Annotated in this window: 10 protein-coding genes and 1 other RNA gene; 1 reads left to right on the forward strand and 10 read right to left on the reverse strand. The window is 57.2% G+C overall.

From position 1 onward, the window contains the following. The first annotated feature begins 124 nt into the window (after positions 1–124). Complete coding sequence (locus N7422_RS11685) at positions 125–4,168, forward strand: hypothetical protein (RefSeq protein ID WP_279806680.1); 4,044 nt, start codon at positions 125–127, stop codon at positions 4,166–4,168. Between the two features lie 563 nt (positions 4,169–4,731). Here N7422_RS11685 and N7422_RS11690 read toward each other — a convergent pair. From N7422_RS11690 to N7422_RS11735, 10 genes are all read right to left on the reverse strand, one after another. Next, the gene (locus N7422_RS11690; RefSeq protein ID WP_279806681.1) at positions 4,732–6,576 is read right to left on the reverse strand and encodes a hypothetical protein; all 1,845 of its coding nucleotides are present in this window, start codon (positions 6,574–6,576) and stop codon (positions 4,732–4,734) included. 66 nt (positions 6,577–6,642) lie between these two features. Beyond that, positions 6,643–7,854, reverse strand: coding sequence for a phospholipase D family protein (locus tag N7422_RS11695; protein WP_279806682.1), 1,212 nt, complete (start codon positions 7,852–7,854; stop codon positions 6,643–6,645). Between the two features lie 368 nt (positions 7,855–8,222). Further along, positions 8,223–8,498 (reverse strand): hypothetical protein, encoded by a 276-nt coding sequence (locus N7422_RS11700; RefSeq protein ID WP_279806683.1) that lies wholly within the window; start codon positions 8,496–8,498, stop codon positions 8,223–8,225. Continuing rightward, positions 8,495–9,475: an integrase domain-containing protein gene (locus tag N7422_RS11705; RefSeq protein WP_279806684.1), complete on the reverse strand. Its 981-nt coding sequence runs from the start codon at positions 9,473–9,475 to the stop codon at positions 8,495–8,497. The genes N7422_RS11700 and N7422_RS11705 overlap by 4 nt, the downstream gene beginning before the upstream one ends. 938 nt (positions 9,476–10,413) lie before the next feature. Beyond that, positions 10,414–11,670, reverse strand: a complete 1,257-nt coding sequence (locus N7422_RS11710; RefSeq protein ID WP_279806685.1) for an integrase domain-containing protein — start codon at positions 11,668–11,670, stop codon at positions 10,414–10,416. A gap of 187 nt (positions 11,671–11,857) precedes the next feature. After that, positions 11,858–12,249, reverse strand: a transfer-messenger RNA (tmRNA) gene (ssrA, locus tag N7422_RS11715). 96 nt (positions 12,250–12,345) lie between these two features. Next, complete coding sequence (locus N7422_RS11720; RefSeq protein WP_279806686.1) at positions 12,346–12,639, reverse strand: hypothetical protein; 294 nt, start codon at positions 12,637–12,639, stop codon at positions 12,346–12,348. 143 nt (positions 12,640–12,782) lie between these two features. Next, positions 12,783–13,031, reverse strand: coding sequence for a hypothetical protein (locus N7422_RS11725; RefSeq protein ID WP_279806687.1), 249 nt, complete (start codon positions 13,029–13,031; stop codon positions 12,783–12,785). 11 nt (positions 13,032–13,042) lie between these two features. Beyond that, positions 13,043–13,540 carry a hypothetical protein gene (locus N7422_RS11730; RefSeq protein ID WP_279806688.1) on the reverse strand — a complete coding sequence of 166 codons (498 nt, stop codon included), beginning with the start codon at positions 13,538–13,540 and terminating at the stop codon, positions 13,043–13,045. Between the two features lie 186 nt (positions 13,541–13,726). Beyond that, the gene (locus N7422_RS11735) at positions 13,727–16,537 is read right to left on the reverse strand and encodes an FAD-binding and (Fe-S)-binding domain-containing protein (RefSeq protein WP_279806689.1); all 2,811 of its coding nucleotides are present in this window, start codon (positions 16,535–16,537) and stop codon (positions 13,727–13,729) included. Positions 16,538–16,566 lie beyond the last annotated feature (29 nt).

A 16,566-nucleotide genomic window follows, 5' to 3' on the forward strand; every position in this document is an offset into this window, starting at 1 on the left:
GGTGACTTGATGCACCGCTTGACACGATCCGGAGATTAAGACTCCGACTGAAACGATATGACCCAGTCACCAGTCACCAGTCAATGCTGACATTACGTGCGGCAAGCAAGGAGGCGTCCTCGAAATGCCAGCCATAAGCTATTTCTCGCGATTTCTTCGTAAACCCGACGAGCAAGGGCAGATGCAAATAGTCGGTGACACTGAAATTTTGACAATAGCTGGGCCGAAGGTCGTACTAGGTGAACCCGGCATGGGCAAAAGCGAGCTAATCCGGGAGCTTGGACGCAGACTCGATGTTCAACCGGTTGACGCAACCCGCTTCATGCATAGTAAAGACCCATCGCGGTTTGTGGTTGCCGGCAAACCGCTGCTAATCGACGCCCTGGATGAAGCCGTAGCGCGCCATGAGGGCGATGCTGTTGTTTTGATACTTGAGCAACTGGAGGATGCTGGTTCACCTGAGTTCATTCTGTCGTGCCGTGCCCGCGAATGGCAGTCACGCAGCGCGACTCGTCTACGCCAAATCTATGGGGTCGAGCCCATCATCTTCTCGCTCGAGGCCCTGAGCCGAGCCGAGGCAAGTTCGTTCTTGCAGCAGCGTTATCCGACGGTGGATGTGGCACACGTAATTTCTCATCTCGAAGCGCATGGTATCGCCGACCTGTATGGCAACCCGCTTACCCTCGGATTGATGGGGCAAGTGGCTGAGCACGACGCCCAGTTACCGGCGACGCGCGCCGCTCTATTTGAGCGCGTCTGCACCTTGATATGGCCGGAACATGATAGTAATCGCAACGATCTTGGCTTAGGCAGAATTACTGCTAATCAGGCACTGTCAGCAGCAGGAGCAATCATGGCCGGATTGCTACTTGCCGGCGCAGAGGCCGTTAACCTTTTTGGCCCTGCGCAGTCCCAGGATAACGATGCTCGCCTTGTTGACCTCGAACAGCTCCCCGAAGCAGGTGCTGCGCGAGCAATAATCGCGTCGAAGCTGTTCCAGAGCGTCGGCGTTGGACGGGCAAAACCGATTCACCGGGTTATTGCAGAGTTCCTCGGCGCTCGCTGGCTAGCACAGCAGGCGGAAACAAAGCGTGCACAGCGCCGCTTGCTGGCCCAATTTCATGGCGCCGGTGCGGTTCCAGTCAGTTTGCGCGGCCTGCATGCCTGGCTTGCATTTCACAGCACTGCGATGGCTCCTGCGGTCATCGCAGTTGATCCGTTCGGCGTACTGCGCTATGGCGAGACGGTCAATCTGACCTCTGAGCACGCTGATTGCTTGCTTGGAGCACTCAAATCTCTCGCTGAAATTGATCCTTATTTTGGAGCGCAAGACTGGGATAGCCATTCGGCCAAGGGCCTGATGAATCCCAGTCTCCGCACCAAGATCGAAGCAATAATCAGCTCGACCGAAAGCAATGGCCACTTGCGCGCCGTGCTGATTGCGGGCCTCAAAGACGTGCAGCTCGCGCGTGACCTCGCAGACACTCTGGAGGCCGTGACACTTTCTACAGAGCGTTTCTATCGTGAACGTCAAGACGCGGCCACAGCACTCATGCCCTACCGCGACCGAGCTTGGTGGCAGCAGACGATTGCCAATCTGCGCCTCCAGGGTACTGCAGACTCCACTCGGCTCGCCCGCAACCTGATCCAAGAGTTCGATTGCGATGTCCCAGATGAGCTCCTGGTAGAAACGCTTTTGGCCGAGATGGGGCTCACAATCTGTCCTCTGCCGTCAGCCGGAGTTGAACGGGTCCACACTTACCGTCATTACGGACGTATCGTCGATATGATCTCCGCGACCCGACTGACCAACATAATCAGCCTTCTCGCAGACCATGTTTCGCTGGTGGACGATTCCGACTGGCAGGGTCGGAACGATCTGGCCGAGATTGTAGCGTTGCTTATGGTACGCGCGATCGACGAGAAGAAGGTGTCACCTTGTGACGCTGCGGCGCTTTGGGGCTGGCTCGGGACGTTTAAGCGCACCAACACCTCCAGCCGTACGGCGACGGAGTCGCTTAAATTGCGGCTCGAAGAACATGACGCCTTGCGCCGTTCGGTTCAGCTGTATGCTCTTTACGAGGCCCGACCTCGACCCACTATCTGGATGTCGCAAATAGATCTCAACGAGCGTTTTGTTGGGCTAGCTGGGCGCCCAAAGGATGTCACTTGGTTTCTGGAGAGGCTTTCTGGGGCTGACAACAAGGACCAGGGGCTGCGTGAAGACTGGCAAGATCTCATGTGCTTCGGTATCGGTCGCGATGGATTCGATCCCGCTCTGCGCGAAGCTAGCCGCCAGTTTCAAGCTGGCGATGGGCAACTTGAGGCTTTTGTGCACAAGCTTCAAAACCCCAAGAAGCCAGGGTGGCAGCTCAAGCAAGAGCGCAATGCGGCAAAGCAAGAAAGGAAGAAACGTATCGACTTCGAGACGCGTCGCCGCCTGTACGCAGCGAAAAGGGCCGAGCTTCGTGCTGGTGAGCTGGGGGTGACTCTTGCTCCAGCAAAAGTTTATCTCGGAGTATTTCATGACCTAGACCGCGAACAACCACCAATCGACCGGTTGATTGAGTGGTTTGGTTCAGAGCTCGGGAACGACGCGATGGCCGGCTTCGAAGCCGTCCTTCATCGCAGCGATATCCCCACTTCAGCGGAAGTTGCCCAAAGTTTCGCCGACAGCAGGCGCTGGAACTACGGCTTCGCTATCATGGCCGGCCTGCTGGCACGGCAGCGGGCTGGTCGAGGATTTGCTGATCTCTCAGTCGAAGTCCGAACGACCGGGTTGTTGCTATGCCACGATTCTTCTGACATGTATGAGAGTGACGATCTGCCGCTACTCCGTGATGCGCTTGAGCAGGTCGTCATTTTGACAGCCTGGGATCGAGAGAATTTTGCGCGGCTGTGGATTGAGCCGTCGCTCGCTGCAGGCAATTCGCACGTATCCGGGCTCTACATGCTGGCGCATGACGAGCACTGGCAGCCGACTGGAGCTGCGCTCGCTTCAGAATGGCTCGTTAATTTTCCCAGTGTCCCCTTGAATGTAGAAGAGCAACTAGTCGATTGCCTAACGCATTCAGGCGCACTTGCATCCTTGGCATCGGTCGCCGCAGCACGCCATAGCATGGTCTTTCGCAATATCGAGCACCTATACACCTGGCTTGCAGTCGACGTTTTGGCCCGTTTTGCTATGGTGCTCCCCGACCTCTCAGGTATCGGTGTCGATCATCCGGAGTTCATTTGGGCTCTGCGCGATCGCTTTCAGTTGGGCGGCCATGGAGCCATGCTTCGTGTCAGCATTGCGCAGGCGAAATGGATTGTTTCGCAGTTTCGTGCGCAATGGCCTTATACGGTTCTTCATGGCAGTGGCTCCGGCGATAAAAATTCCTATCATGCGACAGACTTCCTGCGCGCGATGATCAACCGCATCGCCGACGATACCAGTGCCGAAGCTAGCGAGGCGATGAAGGCACTAGTTACTGAGCCGTCTGACACCTATAGCGACCAAATTCGACACATGGCGGCAGAGCAACGCCAGAAGCGCGCAGAGGAAGACTTCGCACCACTTCTTCCCAGCAATTTGGCCGCCTTGTTGACCGAAAGGCCACCGTCCAACGCGGACGACCTAAAGTCCCTCGTACTCGAAGAGCTTGCGATCGCGCAAAAGATTCTGAGCGGTGACGACCTAGATCAGGTTCGTGATTTCTGGGGCGAATCCGGCGTGCCCTACGACGAGAATCGCTGCCGCGACCGTTTAGCCGCGCTGATCGGGCCTGAACTACAGCGATATGGTATCCAGCGCATTACCGAAGCCGATATGCCCAATACGAAGCGAGCGGACCTCGCCTTTGCATGCAGTCAGCTGCAGCTTCCGATGGAGGTTAAGGGGCAGTGGCACCCCGAAGTATGGCAGGCGGCTACCGAGCAGCTTGATCTCAAATATCTAATCGACTGGCGATCAGAGCAACGCGGAATCTATTGTGTGTTTTGGTTCGGCGATTTGCCGTCCAAGTCGGGGAGGCGGCTGCAGGCACCTCCAGAAGGAGTCAACGCGCCGACGTCAGCCGATGAGATGCGCAAGCTGTTGATCGAACTAATTCCAGAAGCACGGCGTGCAATGATTGATGTTGTAGTGCTCGACCTTACTGCCGGTAAGCCCAAGGTCAAATCATAGGCTCATGCCCTGGGCCGAGGCTGATAGAAGCACTGATTTGGCAACCTTGGGCAAACTAACGTTCTTGCTCACTTAGCCACGTATGAGGATAGCGGGCACAAACTGATCTGGTCGCGCAACAAGGGTGATTGAGTCGCCCTAGCGCGCCACCACATGTGGTGGGGCACTCGCTATGCGATAAACTGCGCCCAACCGGTTTTTTCTGCGATGGCCTCACCTGGAGTCACGCTCGGGGGCAATCGCCAAGTCCCTGTTCAGCTTCAAAAGCTGACATTCGCGCCGATTGAGCAAATCAGGCAGTCGATGGGGCCTAGTGTGCACCAGCGATACCATGCCAGCTGAACAGCAGCGATGTGCAGGAGGTATGCGTCAGGTCTATCGCTTCCATTTTGAGCAATATATGTAGTTGTAGGCCTTGACCGCCCAATAGTACGTCTCGGGAGCGTTCTCTTTCTGCAGTGCAAAGATCAATAGTCTAGTTACCTTTCCCCTTGAACTAGCTAGGTATGCTACCTCGACCGTAAGGAGCTGAATTCCCTCAGCTCCTGCGTGCTGACTGCCTCTTAGGAGTATACTGAGATACTCCCCAAATTTTTGAACTGACGCATATAAAATTCTTTATCTTTGAGGCACTTTTCTAGGGTGTCGAAGGACTGGGCTAAACGTTTAGCGTTGGCAATAATTGAATTGTTTTCTTGGTCCAATGCCTCGTAGATCATTCTGGCAGCATTTATAGGTGTGTTTCGCCGAGAAAAATATATTGCCAACATGCCGAAGCATGCAGCATAAAGCGGGTTCACTGGCCACATATGGGATATTATGGTTTGATTGCCAGCAGCTAATGAGGCAGCAATGCCCCTTGAGTAAGGGTTGCAACTTATCTCCGTTGCCGCTCCATCGCAAATATTCAATATTATGTTCCTGTTTGTACTTTTGCTATGTCGGCACAACCATAGCTTTCCGACATTAACCGTTGAGCCTTCATTGAAGAAGATTTCATCTTCAATAGCCTTGCCCCAGTGGTTGTACTCACCATGCGCCGATATATATATTACGTCGTGTTGCTCTGATGCAAGAATATTTATAAAGAAATCTTCTTGAGGGTCTACATAGATCTCTGCCTTTTTGCCAAATTCCGCAACAATAAATTCATGTTCTAACGTATAAGTGTGTGTGTGGGTTGAAAGAAAGAAAACGAAACGTTTGTCGTCCGGGTCATCCAAGACTTCTTGGTGGCTGACGGATATGAGTGGAGCATTGTTTCCTAGGCTGAATAAGGCTGATTGCAAAGGGAAATTATGAGAAGGGAGAATCGTGAGAGAGTGAAATTCTCCATACAAAGAGTCATTCAGACCAAAGTGAGCAATTACAGCTCCTCTAAGCTCACTCAAATCATCGTCAACGGGCGGGGCTCCGCCTCGGTCAGTATCGATGAATACACCATTGTCATCGAACTCCCCAAGAAGAGTAACATATGTGTTGGTTCCCCGGTTGCACGCGTTTATTAACTCGCGGTAACGCTCGTAGTTTCCGGTCTCTTCAAATACGACTTGGCCTGAACTTGACAAAATCATAAGTTTATTACCGTTTGGCAGTAGGTAGCCATGACCTACGCTAGAAACACCTGGTCCTGTCAAGTTCTTAAACGAGGACACTAAAGAAAATAGAGCATTATAATTATTCTCTTCGTAGAGTTTCCCTAATAAAGGCTTCAAGAATTCGCAATTACCTTTTTGAACTCTTTCGCGCATTTGAGTGCCGCTCAAATAACGCTTTAATTCACTTAAGACGCCATGTTCCGATTTGATGTGGCAGTAATAATGTATAAGAGTTAAGGCAGCATTTGCTCCAGTGTAATGCCGACGGTTTTTATAGGTTCGTTTAATAGAAGGAAGGAAGTCAGGCTGCCCCATGTTAGATACGGTGCAAAGAAATAGGTCTCTTAGTCTTTTGGAGCGCCCGTGCTTCAAGTGGATTCCTTTCAAGTTATCTAAATATTCTGGGTAGTGCTCTTGCCCATAAAAGTAATCCCAGGCTACTAGCTGACACATGGCGTCAACAACTGTCGGCTCATTTTTAATCCTAGCCAAACGAATTATTGCAGTGGCGCTGCTCCATGTGTCGCGTGCCACCTCTGGCATCGCACCCAAGCTCCGAAAGTACGAATATATTACCGCTACCCATTTTACAAAAACTTCTGATTCAGCCAGAAAATAACTGATGATGGGTTCTTGAAAAATTATCTGGGCGTGATGTGGCGAAACGTCTACTCGCCCCCCAGAATATTCTTGACCACTGAAAAAGCCAAATACGTGCGTGCCAACTCCTTGCATATCATTGCTATAGCAGGAGTTTACGGTGTCATAAATTTTTTGAATGTAAAACTCGGGTGTATTGAATAGCACCATGAACGTATGCTCGGTAATTTTCGCTGGAAACTAAGTATGCCAGTCACTCGCGACAGCTGGCGTGCTTTAGCGCATTGAGGGATCGTAGCAAATGGCATCTAGCATCGCGGCTCTACCCATCCAAAGCTGCTGCTCGAACCCTTCGCTGGGCATTTCTTCCTGCCACCAAGGCATCAGCTGCATCGGCGCCACGACTCGATCCCAGTAGTTGTGCAGGTTGAATGTCGAAAAAGACGTTGCGAACACATCAGCCAGTTGCCGCTTATTGGGATTGCAGATACAGACGAAGTAGTCCGGTCTTTTAATCGCCAGCAGGCGGGTGCCAAAGCCAATCCACGTGGCCCTAGCCGTAGGGATACGCTGAAAAATTTCTACGAATGCCTCGTAGTGCCGGCGTTTGACAGGGCCCACTAGCGGGATTTTATCGAGGGCTTGTGATAGGAGAGGGGCGTGTTCTCTGAGTACTCTCTTGAAGCTGCCGTGGGCGCTCATCTGGCCAAAGTATCCCCAGTCCACGCCATTAAGCTCGGTAGGCTGCAGAAGTCCTGTTACGCACTGTTGCTCCGTGACGGTGAAATCCTGAAGGGTGCGGACGCTTGCGAACAGTTGTCTCGCCCTGGCGAGGAGCTCAAGTCGCATATCCTTGGCATCGTCCTTCCTCACTAGCTGAACAAACTGCTTCCACTCCGTCCCATTTAGATCATTGAGGAGTGAGGAGGAGGCAATGTGTCTGGGTTTTTTGACCCAAGTGAAGTTGTCGAGGCCATCAAGAGCGTCCTGGTTGAGCTTTTTGTTGGCCGTGTAGGACTCAATGAGCGGATCGTTTATGTCTAAGGCTCGGGCCGCCTGCTGCTTGATGAACGTGAAGAACGATTGGAGGTTGGGGTTGAGATGGTCACCGCTGAGGAAGACGCCGGCCTCGATGTTTTTGTTCAAGCCAGCATTGGTGCAGTTGGCGCTGCCCACGTAAATGGTGACCTTCTTCTCATGACGGAAGGCGTAAAGCTTGGCGTGAAACAGAGGACCGGAGTCGGGCAGCAGAACCTTGGCCTGGGGGATGTCGACGCACATCTGCAAGCAGGCTGGATCAGTGATGTACATGTGAGTGCCGATGACGAGGCTCTCAAGCTTCGCCTTGGCTTTAATCGCCGCCTGAAACGCTTCATTGGGTGTAATCCATGCGCTGGCCCAAGCAAATGACTGGCACTGAACTATGAGCTGTTGGAGCTTTGCCCCGGTCTCTTTGGAGCCAACAACAGAGGTGATTTCGACAGGCATCGTAGGGCGTTCCTTGCGGACTATGTGCAGCGGTAAGTTAACCGCATTCATGCCAACTGCATCGAGGGAAAAATAAAAAATGTGGTAGCAGGGTTGGGTTCGCCTAGGGCCATCTCGTAATTATCGTCGTCTAGACGTGCCGGCACACAGCACCGGGACAGTCCCGGAATGGTTGATCCGAGAAATAATGCGGTCATCGCTGGTACGGAGGCGGCTAGGGAGGAGCCCAGTAGAGTTTTGCTAGCTCGGCTCCGTTGATGATGAGTTTTTTGATTGCTTCTAGCACTACCTAGGCTTCGGTAGAAGCCAATTAGGAGTGTTAGCTTGCATTAGAGAAAGCCTGCTTTTGGCTGTCTTCTGACCTTCGTTTAGCGGTTGAACTGCCAGGTTTTTCCTAAACGATGAGTGAGTAATTGCATGGTCAGCAAATAGTAATAGCGCGTCGATTCAGTGTGCTGGTTTAGGTAGTTATTCAAAACCCACGCAAGGTGTTTTCTCTGCCAAGTCCATGGATTGTCGCGTTGCCAGCGCTCAGCGATCGCTGTTTGGATAGCCTTCGCCTGACGTAGGTGGCGTTGGCGGGTGGTGTACGATCCGGTCAGGACACCCGCTAGGAACAGCTCCATATCGAATGGCTTGCTCATGCTCGGCCACCGATGTACGCCGATACAACGTCGATACGGCCGTGTCCGAGCTCATAGCTGATTTGTAAGCGTGCCTCTCGATCAAGGCGTGGATTGAGGCGCCAGCATCTGCCACCGTTGATGGGCGCGAGATGATGGGTGATTTGCTCATAGCGTTCGCAAGCATAGGCTGCCCGCAATTCGTGGAAGCCTTTGAGGTTGTGCGTATGGAGGATATCTCGTGCGGGACGGACGATCCCCTGCACGAAATCGAGGTAGCTTTCGTTCGGTGCCAGCAGGTTGCGGCAACCATCGGGCGAAACCTGTTCGGCAACCCTCAGAGCTTTTCGAATATGATGATCTACCACAATCCAACGGGGTGCAGAGGCACCGAAACGACCGCCTTTGGTGCCGTCCTGTATGTTGATCCTGCCGAAATCTTTAGCTTCACTGATCATCCGCGGCAAGTCAGCCAAGATGGCCTCACGCAAGCGCATGCCGGTGGCTCGCGCCAACAGAATGATCGCGGCGGAACGTTGCTGATGATGGCGGCAAAGCGCATTGGCGATCTGCTGAACCTGTTCGCGGTCTTGGCCTTGCGGCACCGAGTGGCGAACCCCGGTGCGCTGCATGCCCAGTGCCTTGCTCGGGCTGGGCAATTTCACGCACTGATCACCGCGAAGCGCAGCCATTGTCCTGTTAACGCTGGATAGCCGGTTTTGTGCGGTGCTGACGGCGAGATCACCGCGCCTAACCATGTCGCGCAGATACGCCGCGTAGTCGGCCAACACCTTTCGATCAATCTGCCGCGCATCATTGATATCGGGCCCCTGGTCGGAGCGGCACCACTTCACGAAAGCCAGCCACCGGTCACAGTGCGCCTTGACTGTGCCGTAGTGGCCACCGCAAAACATGTCTTTCAGCGCCTGCGGCCCTGCATAGCTCAATTGCCTGCCGTAGCCGAAATTACGACCATCGCGTCTACCTACCAATGCCATATGAATCACCTCATCTTCTGCTCTCCAGTCCTCGCCCCACGTCATCCCGCCAAGAATGCTGAGTGTTATCAGGGATCAAGGCCCCTGCGACCTGTGGGGAATGTCCTCTTCGCGGGACTGGCGGCTCCTTACGTCCGGGAGCGAGGACATCTCATGATCTGGCCTCCTGAGCACCGTTACCGGTGGGCGGGTGGAGGCTGCATTGGCTGACGAGACCAGTGCCGCGAGATCCTGAGCCGGGAGCAATGCGATGACCGGGGCATACCTGACTGTCAGTCAGGTGCAGTCCATTCCTTGGTCTGCGGCACCATCATCTACAGCGCTGTTGCTGGTGACATCGGCGTTTGTCACGCCGATTGTCACGAGGGGGAATGCCGCAAAGCCTTGTGCGATCAGGGTTGCAGCAGTGGTAGAAGTGCCCGTCTCTTTCCGAAGAAAGAGACGGGCACAGGTCGGCACAAGATTCGGCCAATCGGATAGGTTGCTGCAGGGCAGCGAGGTACGGTGTAGCTGGCGCACGAGCGCCATATGTGTAAGAGCATCCATCACATGGGTAGTGACCGGGCGAGCTGCCGGATGCGAATCGCCCTTGGGGAGAACCACCGCAGGAGCGGCGTGACCTTTAAGGTTCGGGTCACCTGGGGTGCTGTCATCGACAGCCTTTGCACGACCAGTTCTACGCCTGTGGATAAACCCGGTCAAGGGCCGAAATTCAGCGCTCTTGGGGACGTGAAAAGCGGTTATACATTGGTGGAATTCGGTGGTAAATCCCGGACAACATCGTGGCTTTTAGGTCTTCAAAGTGAGGTCCATCCAAACAGGGCGGCTTTGCAGCCCTGTTTGGATGGACCCGCGCTGACAAGCGGATAAACGAGGCTGCTTTCCCTGAATCTTGAACGTTCAGTTGCTGTCGCCGCCGTTACTGCGCCTGTATAGCGCTAGCGGATCGGCACCACGTTCTTGTCTCTGACTTGGCCATACGCTGAGGCAAGCAAGCTACCGGTCGCGGCTTTCTGTATGTACTCACTCCACCAAGCCATCATCGGTCGCCGACGTTCAATGTAGTCGGCTCGGTTGTAGGCGCTGCGCACCTCATCCTTGTCGACATGCGCCAGTGCGACCTCAATGAGTTCCGGGTCCCAGCCATGCTCATTCAAGATGGTGCTGGCCATCGAGCGCATGCCGTGACTGACCAACCGATCCTGGAAGCCCATGCGTTTCAACGCCATGTTGGCGGTCTGGCTGTTGGCATGGGTACGCGGATTTCTGTCAGCCGGAAAGACGTATTCGCGATGGCCGCTGTGAGTCTTCAGTGATTCCAGCAGCGCGACAGCGTGATCACTCAACGGGATGCTGTGAGGGCGGCGCTTCTTCATCCGCTCCGGTGGGATAGTCCAGACACGCCTTTCAAAATCGATGTCTGCCCAGCGAGTGGTCGCCGCCTCGGCGGGGCGAGTCATCGTGTGCAACTGCCATTCAATCAGGCAGCGGGTGGTGCGTTTGATGCTGGCGTTCGCGATCTCCAGCATGAGCTCCGGGAGCTCTTCGGGCGGAAGTGCAGCCATGTTTTCTTTCTTGGGCTTCTTGAATACTGCCCTGATGCCGGTGAGCGGGTTGGCGAAGATCAGGCCGGAGTTTACTCCGTAGGTCATGATCTCGTTTAGCCGCTGGCTAAGACGCTTGACCGTCTCCAGGCTGCCTTTCGCTTCGATTGGGCGAAGCAATGCGATCACCATTGGCGCGGTGATTTTCACCAGTGGTGTCGTTCTCAAGTCGGGGAACACATGCAGCGTGAGCGACCGCCAGATGTCCTCGGCGTAGGCTGGGGTGACCGAGTCTTTCTTGAGCTCGAACCAAGCGGTGGCCACGTTCTCGAAGGTGTGTTCCGTTTCTGCGCGCTTGGCTTCATTCAGCGTGTTGCGCTGCACCTTCGGATCGATGCCCTGTGCGAGCAGCTCGCGTGCATCGACTGCCATCTTACGTGCATTCGCCAGCGACAGTTCGGGATAGGTCCCGAAGCCGATGTTGATGCGCTTCTTGGTCACCGGTTCGCGATAGTTGAAATTCCACAGCAACGAGCCGTTGCTGCGTACGCGGAGCTGCAAACCGTCACCGTCAGTGAGGACATAATCCTTGGACGCGGGTTTGACTCCCTTGAGCTGTCGATTGGAGAGGCGGAGGTTTTGAGCAGGCATGAGATTGTCCTCAAGCACTGATTCGGTATTCCAAAGATTAGCACCGGGTGAGCTGGAATACCGCCTGGAATACCCGAATGGCTGGAACTCAAAAACTTTTGAAAGACCGCAAAAGCGCTGGAGGCCGCGTATTTACTTGCTTCCAGGCACAAAAAAAGACGTCCGTGGACGTCTTTGATTGATCATTTGGTGGAGCCGGGGGGATTTGAACCCCCGTCCGCCAGTACTCCGCTGTCGGTACTACATGCTTAGCCGTGTCTACTGAGTTAATCCGCAGCCGCCCGACGGGCAGGGTGCTTTGGACGAGTTGGGTAAGTTTTAGTCGCTTCGCCCCCAACGTGCTGCACGACGATCCTGTTCTGTATGACAATCATTTCGGGTTTACAGGCATCCCCTGATGATTGCTGGAGCCGAAGCTACCAGGAGAGCGGGCTCAGCTGCTTACGCAGCGAGAGCGTAGCCCTCGTAGTTTTCGTCATTGGCAACTATAGAAAGTTGCAACAGTGGATTTACGAGTTCTGTTACCAACTCGGCATGCACCTAGAGTTTCGCTACCGGCGTCGAATCCTAATCGGCCCCACACTCAGCTCTAGCTGGCGTCCCTTTTACAGGATGCGAGGTGGAGTATACGCCTTTGCGCGGGCGACGTCGACAGGCGGGCCGCCCGCGCCAGGCTCAGGCACCGCTGCCGCCGGCCGAACCGCCGCCTTTCTCGGTCTTTTGCAGGCGCTCGAGCACCTTGCTGGTGATGGCGATGCATTCCTTGGTGTCGCCCGAGGCCTGGGCGGCCTTGGCCTTGTCGACGTGCTCGGTGATGGCTTTATCCAGGCCTTCTGAGGTGGCGCCGGCGGTGGCCATGGCATCGTCGATCTTCTGCAGGTTGATGGCGCATAGGTCGTCGGCGGCGAACACAGGCGAGGCCAGCAGGGTCGCGGCCGCGAACAGGGCGGATAGCGCAGTGCCTTTCATGGGAGTCTCCTTGTGCAGGCCTCTGGAGGGTGGGCCTGAATGGTGGACGGTCGACAGCGGGCGAGGGTTCAATCGGTGTGATGGGAGGCAAAGCGCCATATCGCCAGGCAAGCCCGCTCCCACGGGTGGCCCTGGGGACTCTCTTAGTCATCATCGTCGCGAGAATAGCGCGACCGTTTGAAAAGCAGCCGGTAGCCTACGAGCACCAACAGCGTTCCCCAGTCCCCGCCATCGAGATGCCACACCTGTTGTTCGCGCAACTGAGTACAGGTGGTGATACCTGTAGCGGTGAGCACAACGTAAAGCACGCATCTGATGGTTCTTGATTTGAAGGCCCAGTCGAGCAAGACGCCCGTGATCATCAAGCAAGTGAGGAAGTAGAGTGTCGTCATGGCGTGCCTGGTTAAATTATGAGGAGCATGGAGGACGTTTGTGGGCCTATGCCGCCATTAACCCGGGCATAAAGGGAAACCAGTACATCACCGGCATGAAACGTGGGGAGCCTGCTTTTGGCCAACTGGCTGGCCGTGGTACCGGCTGCGCCTCCGGCAAGCAATCCGGCAGCAAAACCTGCAGGGCCACCGACGAGTGTCGTTACCGCTTGGCCTACTGATGCACCCAGGAGATTCAAGATGTCGTGGCGCTGCTCATTCAACAGATCGCCCTGCAAGCGACTGAGTGGCCGCGACACGGCGACCCGCATATGGCACGGCAGTTTGCCGGGCAGCATCCTGTCGTAGAGCTCCGCCACTTTTTCGACGACCTGATAATGCCCTTTGTGCACGAACGGCAAGCTCAGGGTTCGCAGGTGACAGCATTGCTCGGGTGCAATCACGAACGCGTGCACGTCGAACGCAATGCCGTACGAGGCAATGACGTGATAGGTCTTGTCGACTTGCATGGGCGCGTCCCTTCGCCGGCCTGTGGGGCCTTGATCCGTGAGGCATCGAACGATGCCATTGGAGGGGATGCGCGGCTATTCAGCTCGGGCTGAATGATCGGTACGAAACGTCTGGAGGCGGTTCGCCGGCAAGCTGGTTCCTACAGTCTGCCGCGATCTGGCAGGAACCCGCCTGCTGGCGCCATGTCATGCCTTGCGCGGTCGGGTCACCCTATCTACCAGGTACACCAACCCGTGATAGTCGATCCCGCTATGGCTCGACAAGCCGATCTCGCAGGTACGGCTGGTGGAGATCCCTTCGCTGCAATACTGCACCGCATCCTTGAGCGTGCGCAGCGAGTGGGCGTTGAGCTCCGGCGTGGTGAAACCCTTGTCGCCGGCGAAGCCGCAGCAGTGGATGCCTTCGGGGATCACCACCTGCTTGCTGCAGCGCCGCGCCAGGTCGATCAGGGCCTGGCTCTCGCCCAGGTGCTGGGTGCTGCAGGTCACGTGGACGGCCACGGGGGCGTCCTGGGGGGTGAACTCCAGTTTGTCGACCAGGTGGGTGCGGATGAAACGCACTGGGTCGTACAGGTCCAGCCGTGTCTCGGCCAGGTCCTGCACCAGGCGCAGGGTGCACGGGCTGGTGTCGCAGTAGATCGGGTCGAGGCCGCCGCGGCTGGCGTGCAGCAGCGCGGTGATCAGTTCCTGACGCTTGTGCTCGGCCTGTTCGGCGTAGCCTTTGGAGGCGAACGGCTGGCCGCAGCACAGGCTGTCGGCGTTATCGGGGAACACGACCTGGTAGCCGGCTTTCTCCAGCAGGGCACGCGTCTTGTCCAGCAGCGAGCTCTGCTCGCGGTCGGCGTAGGCCGGGCCCATCACCCGCGAGACGCAGGCGGCGAGGTAGACAACGCGCGGGCGGGTGTCGTCGTGCGCCGCCGCAAGCGCGATGGCGCGCAGCGGCTGGGGCATGGCTGGGGTCCATTGTGGCAGTCGGCCGTTGCTGGCCTTGCGCAGGCCGGCGCTCAGGCGGCTCAGACGTGGGGCGCCGAGCAGCTTGCGCGCGCCGTTGGCGGCGGCCAGGGTCAGGCGGGCGCCGCGCAGGGTGGCGTGGAAATGCTCGGCCAGCCAATCGGCGGCCTTGGTGTGCTCGGCGGCCTGGCCGCGCAGCTTCTTCACCAGCTCGCCGGTGTTGATGCCCACCGGGCAGCGCTGGGCGCACAGGCCGGTGGCGGCGCAGGTGTCGATGCCCTGGTACTGGTAGGTCTGCAGCAGTTCGCGGGTGTCGATGCCGGCGCGCTTCTTCGCCTGGATGTCGCGCCACATGACGATGCGCTGGCGTGGGCTGAGGGTGAGGCCCTTGGACGGGCACACCGGCTCGCAGAAGCCGCACTCGATGCACTTGTCGACGATCTCGTCGGCGGCCGGCAGCGGCTTGAGGTGCTTCAGGTGGATGTCCGGATCGGTGCTCAGCACCACGTCGGGGTTGAGGATGCCGTTGGGATCGAGCAGGCGCTTGAGCTTCCACATCAGCTGGTAGGCGTCCTTGCCCCATTCGAGCTCGACGAAGGGCGCCATGTTGCGCCCGGTGCCGTGCTCGGCCTTGAGCGAGCCGCCGAACTCCACCGCCACCAGCTGCGCCACGTCGTCCATGAAGGCCTGGTAGCGCGCCACTTCCTCGGCGCTGTTGAAGCCCTGGGTGAAGACGAAGTGCAGGTTGCCTTCCAGGGCGTGGCCGAAAATGATCGCTTCGTCGTAGCGGTGCTTGTCGAACAGCTGGATCAGGCGGTTGACGCCCTCGGCCAGTTGCTCGATGGGGAAGGTGACGTCCTCGATGATCACCGTGGTGCCGGTCTGGCGCACGGCGCCGACGGCGGGGAAGGTGTCCTTGCGGATTTTCCACAGCTGGTTGTACACCGCCGGGTCTTCGCTGAACTCGACCTTCTGTTCCAGTGGGTAGTCGGCAATCGACGCCATCACCTGTTGCAGCTGCTCGTGCAGCAGGCTCTGGCTGGCGGCGCGGCATTCGATCAGCAGGGCGCAGGCGTTGGCCGACAGGTCCTTGACCCAGGCCGGCATGCCAGGCATGGCCTGCACCGAGCGCAGGCTGCGGCGGTCGAGCAGTTCCACGGCCGATACCGGCTGGCGCTTGAGCACGGTCACGGCGCGGCAGCAGCTCTCCACGCTGGGGAACACCAGCAGCGCGCTGGCCTTGTGCGGATGGTCGGGCACGGTGTCGTAGGTGACCGCGCTGATGAAACCGAGGGTGCCTTCGGAGCCGACCAGCAGGTGCTGCAGGATGTCGAGCGGCTGGTCGTAGTCCACCAGGGTGTTGAGCGACAGGCCGGTGGTATTTTTCAGCCGGTACTTGTGCCGGATACGCTCAGCCAGCTCGGTGTTGGCGCGGGTCTCGCGGCCCAGGCGGGCGAGTTCGTCGAGCAGGCTGGCGTGGCTCTGCTCGAAGGCGGCGACGCTGGCCGGGTCCTCGCTGTCCAGGCGCGTGCCGTCGGCCAGCACCAGGCGCAGGCCGGCGAGGGTGTGATAGGTGTTCTGCGCGGTGCCGCAGCACATGCCGCTGGCGTTGTTGGCGACGATGCCGCCGATCTTGCAAGCGTTGATCGAGGCCGGGTCCGGGCCGATCTTGCGCCCGTAGGGGGCCAGCCAGGCGTTGGCCTGGGCACCGATCACGCCGGGCTGCAGGCGGATCTGCTCGCCTTGGCCGCGGATCTCCCGGCCATTCCAGTTGTCGCCGAGCACGATCAGCACCGAGTCGCTGATGGCCTGGCCGGACAGGCTGGTGCCGGCGGCGCGGAAGGTCACCGGCACACGGTCGCGCTGGGCCAGCTGGATCAGTGCGACCACTTCGTCCTCGGACTCGACGCGCACCACCAGCTTGGGAATCAGCCGGTAGAAGCTGGCGTCGGTGCCAAAGGCCAGGGTCGAGGTCGGGTCGTCGAAACGGCGTTCGGCGGGAATCAGGCGCTCGGCATCACGCAGGAACGCGGCGGGCAGGCTCATGCAGTCTCCTCGCGGGGCCGCGGCGTCTG

The organism is Pseudomonas sp. GD04091 (assembly GCF_029836165.1).
Classification (GTDB): domain Bacteria; phylum Pseudomonadota; class Gammaproteobacteria; order Pseudomonadales; family Pseudomonadaceae; genus Aquipseudomonas.

Coding starts and splice junctions, on each gene's coding strand:
- N7422_RS11685 (WP_279806680.1), top strand. CDS start 125: ATGCCAGCCATAAGCTATTTCTCGCGATTTCTTCGTAAACCCGACGAG.
- N7422_RS11690 (WP_279806681.1), bottom strand. CDS start 6,576: ATGGTGCTATTCAATACACCCGAGTTTTACATTCAAAAAATTTATGAC.
- N7422_RS11695 (WP_279806682.1), bottom strand. CDS start 7,854: ATGCCTGTCGAAATCACCTCTGTTGTTGGCTCCAAAGAGACCGGGGCA.
- N7422_RS11700 (WP_279806683.1), bottom strand. CDS start 8,498: ATGAGCAAGCCATTCGATATGGAGCTGTTCCTAGCGGGTGTCCTGACC.
- N7422_RS11705 (WP_279806684.1), bottom strand. CDS start 9,475: ATGGCATTGGTAGGTAGACGCGATGGTCGTAATTTCGGCTACGGCAGG.
- N7422_RS11710 (WP_279806685.1), bottom strand. CDS start 11,670: ATGCCTGCTCAAAACCTCCGCCTCTCCAATCGACAGCTCAAGGGAGTC.
- N7422_RS11720 (WP_279806686.1), bottom strand. CDS start 12,639: ATGAAAGGCACTGCGCTATCCGCCCTGTTCGCGGCCGCGACCCTGCTG.
- N7422_RS11725 (WP_279806687.1), bottom strand. CDS start 13,031: ATGACGACACTCTACTTCCTCACTTGCTTGATGATCACGGGCGTCTTG.
- N7422_RS11730 (WP_279806688.1), bottom strand. CDS start 13,540: ATGCAAGTCGACAAGACCTATCACGTCATTGCCTCGTACGGCATTGCG.
- N7422_RS11735 (WP_279806689.1), bottom strand. CDS start 16,537: ATGAGCCTGCCCGCCGCGTTCCTGCGTGATGCCGAGCGCCTGATTCCC.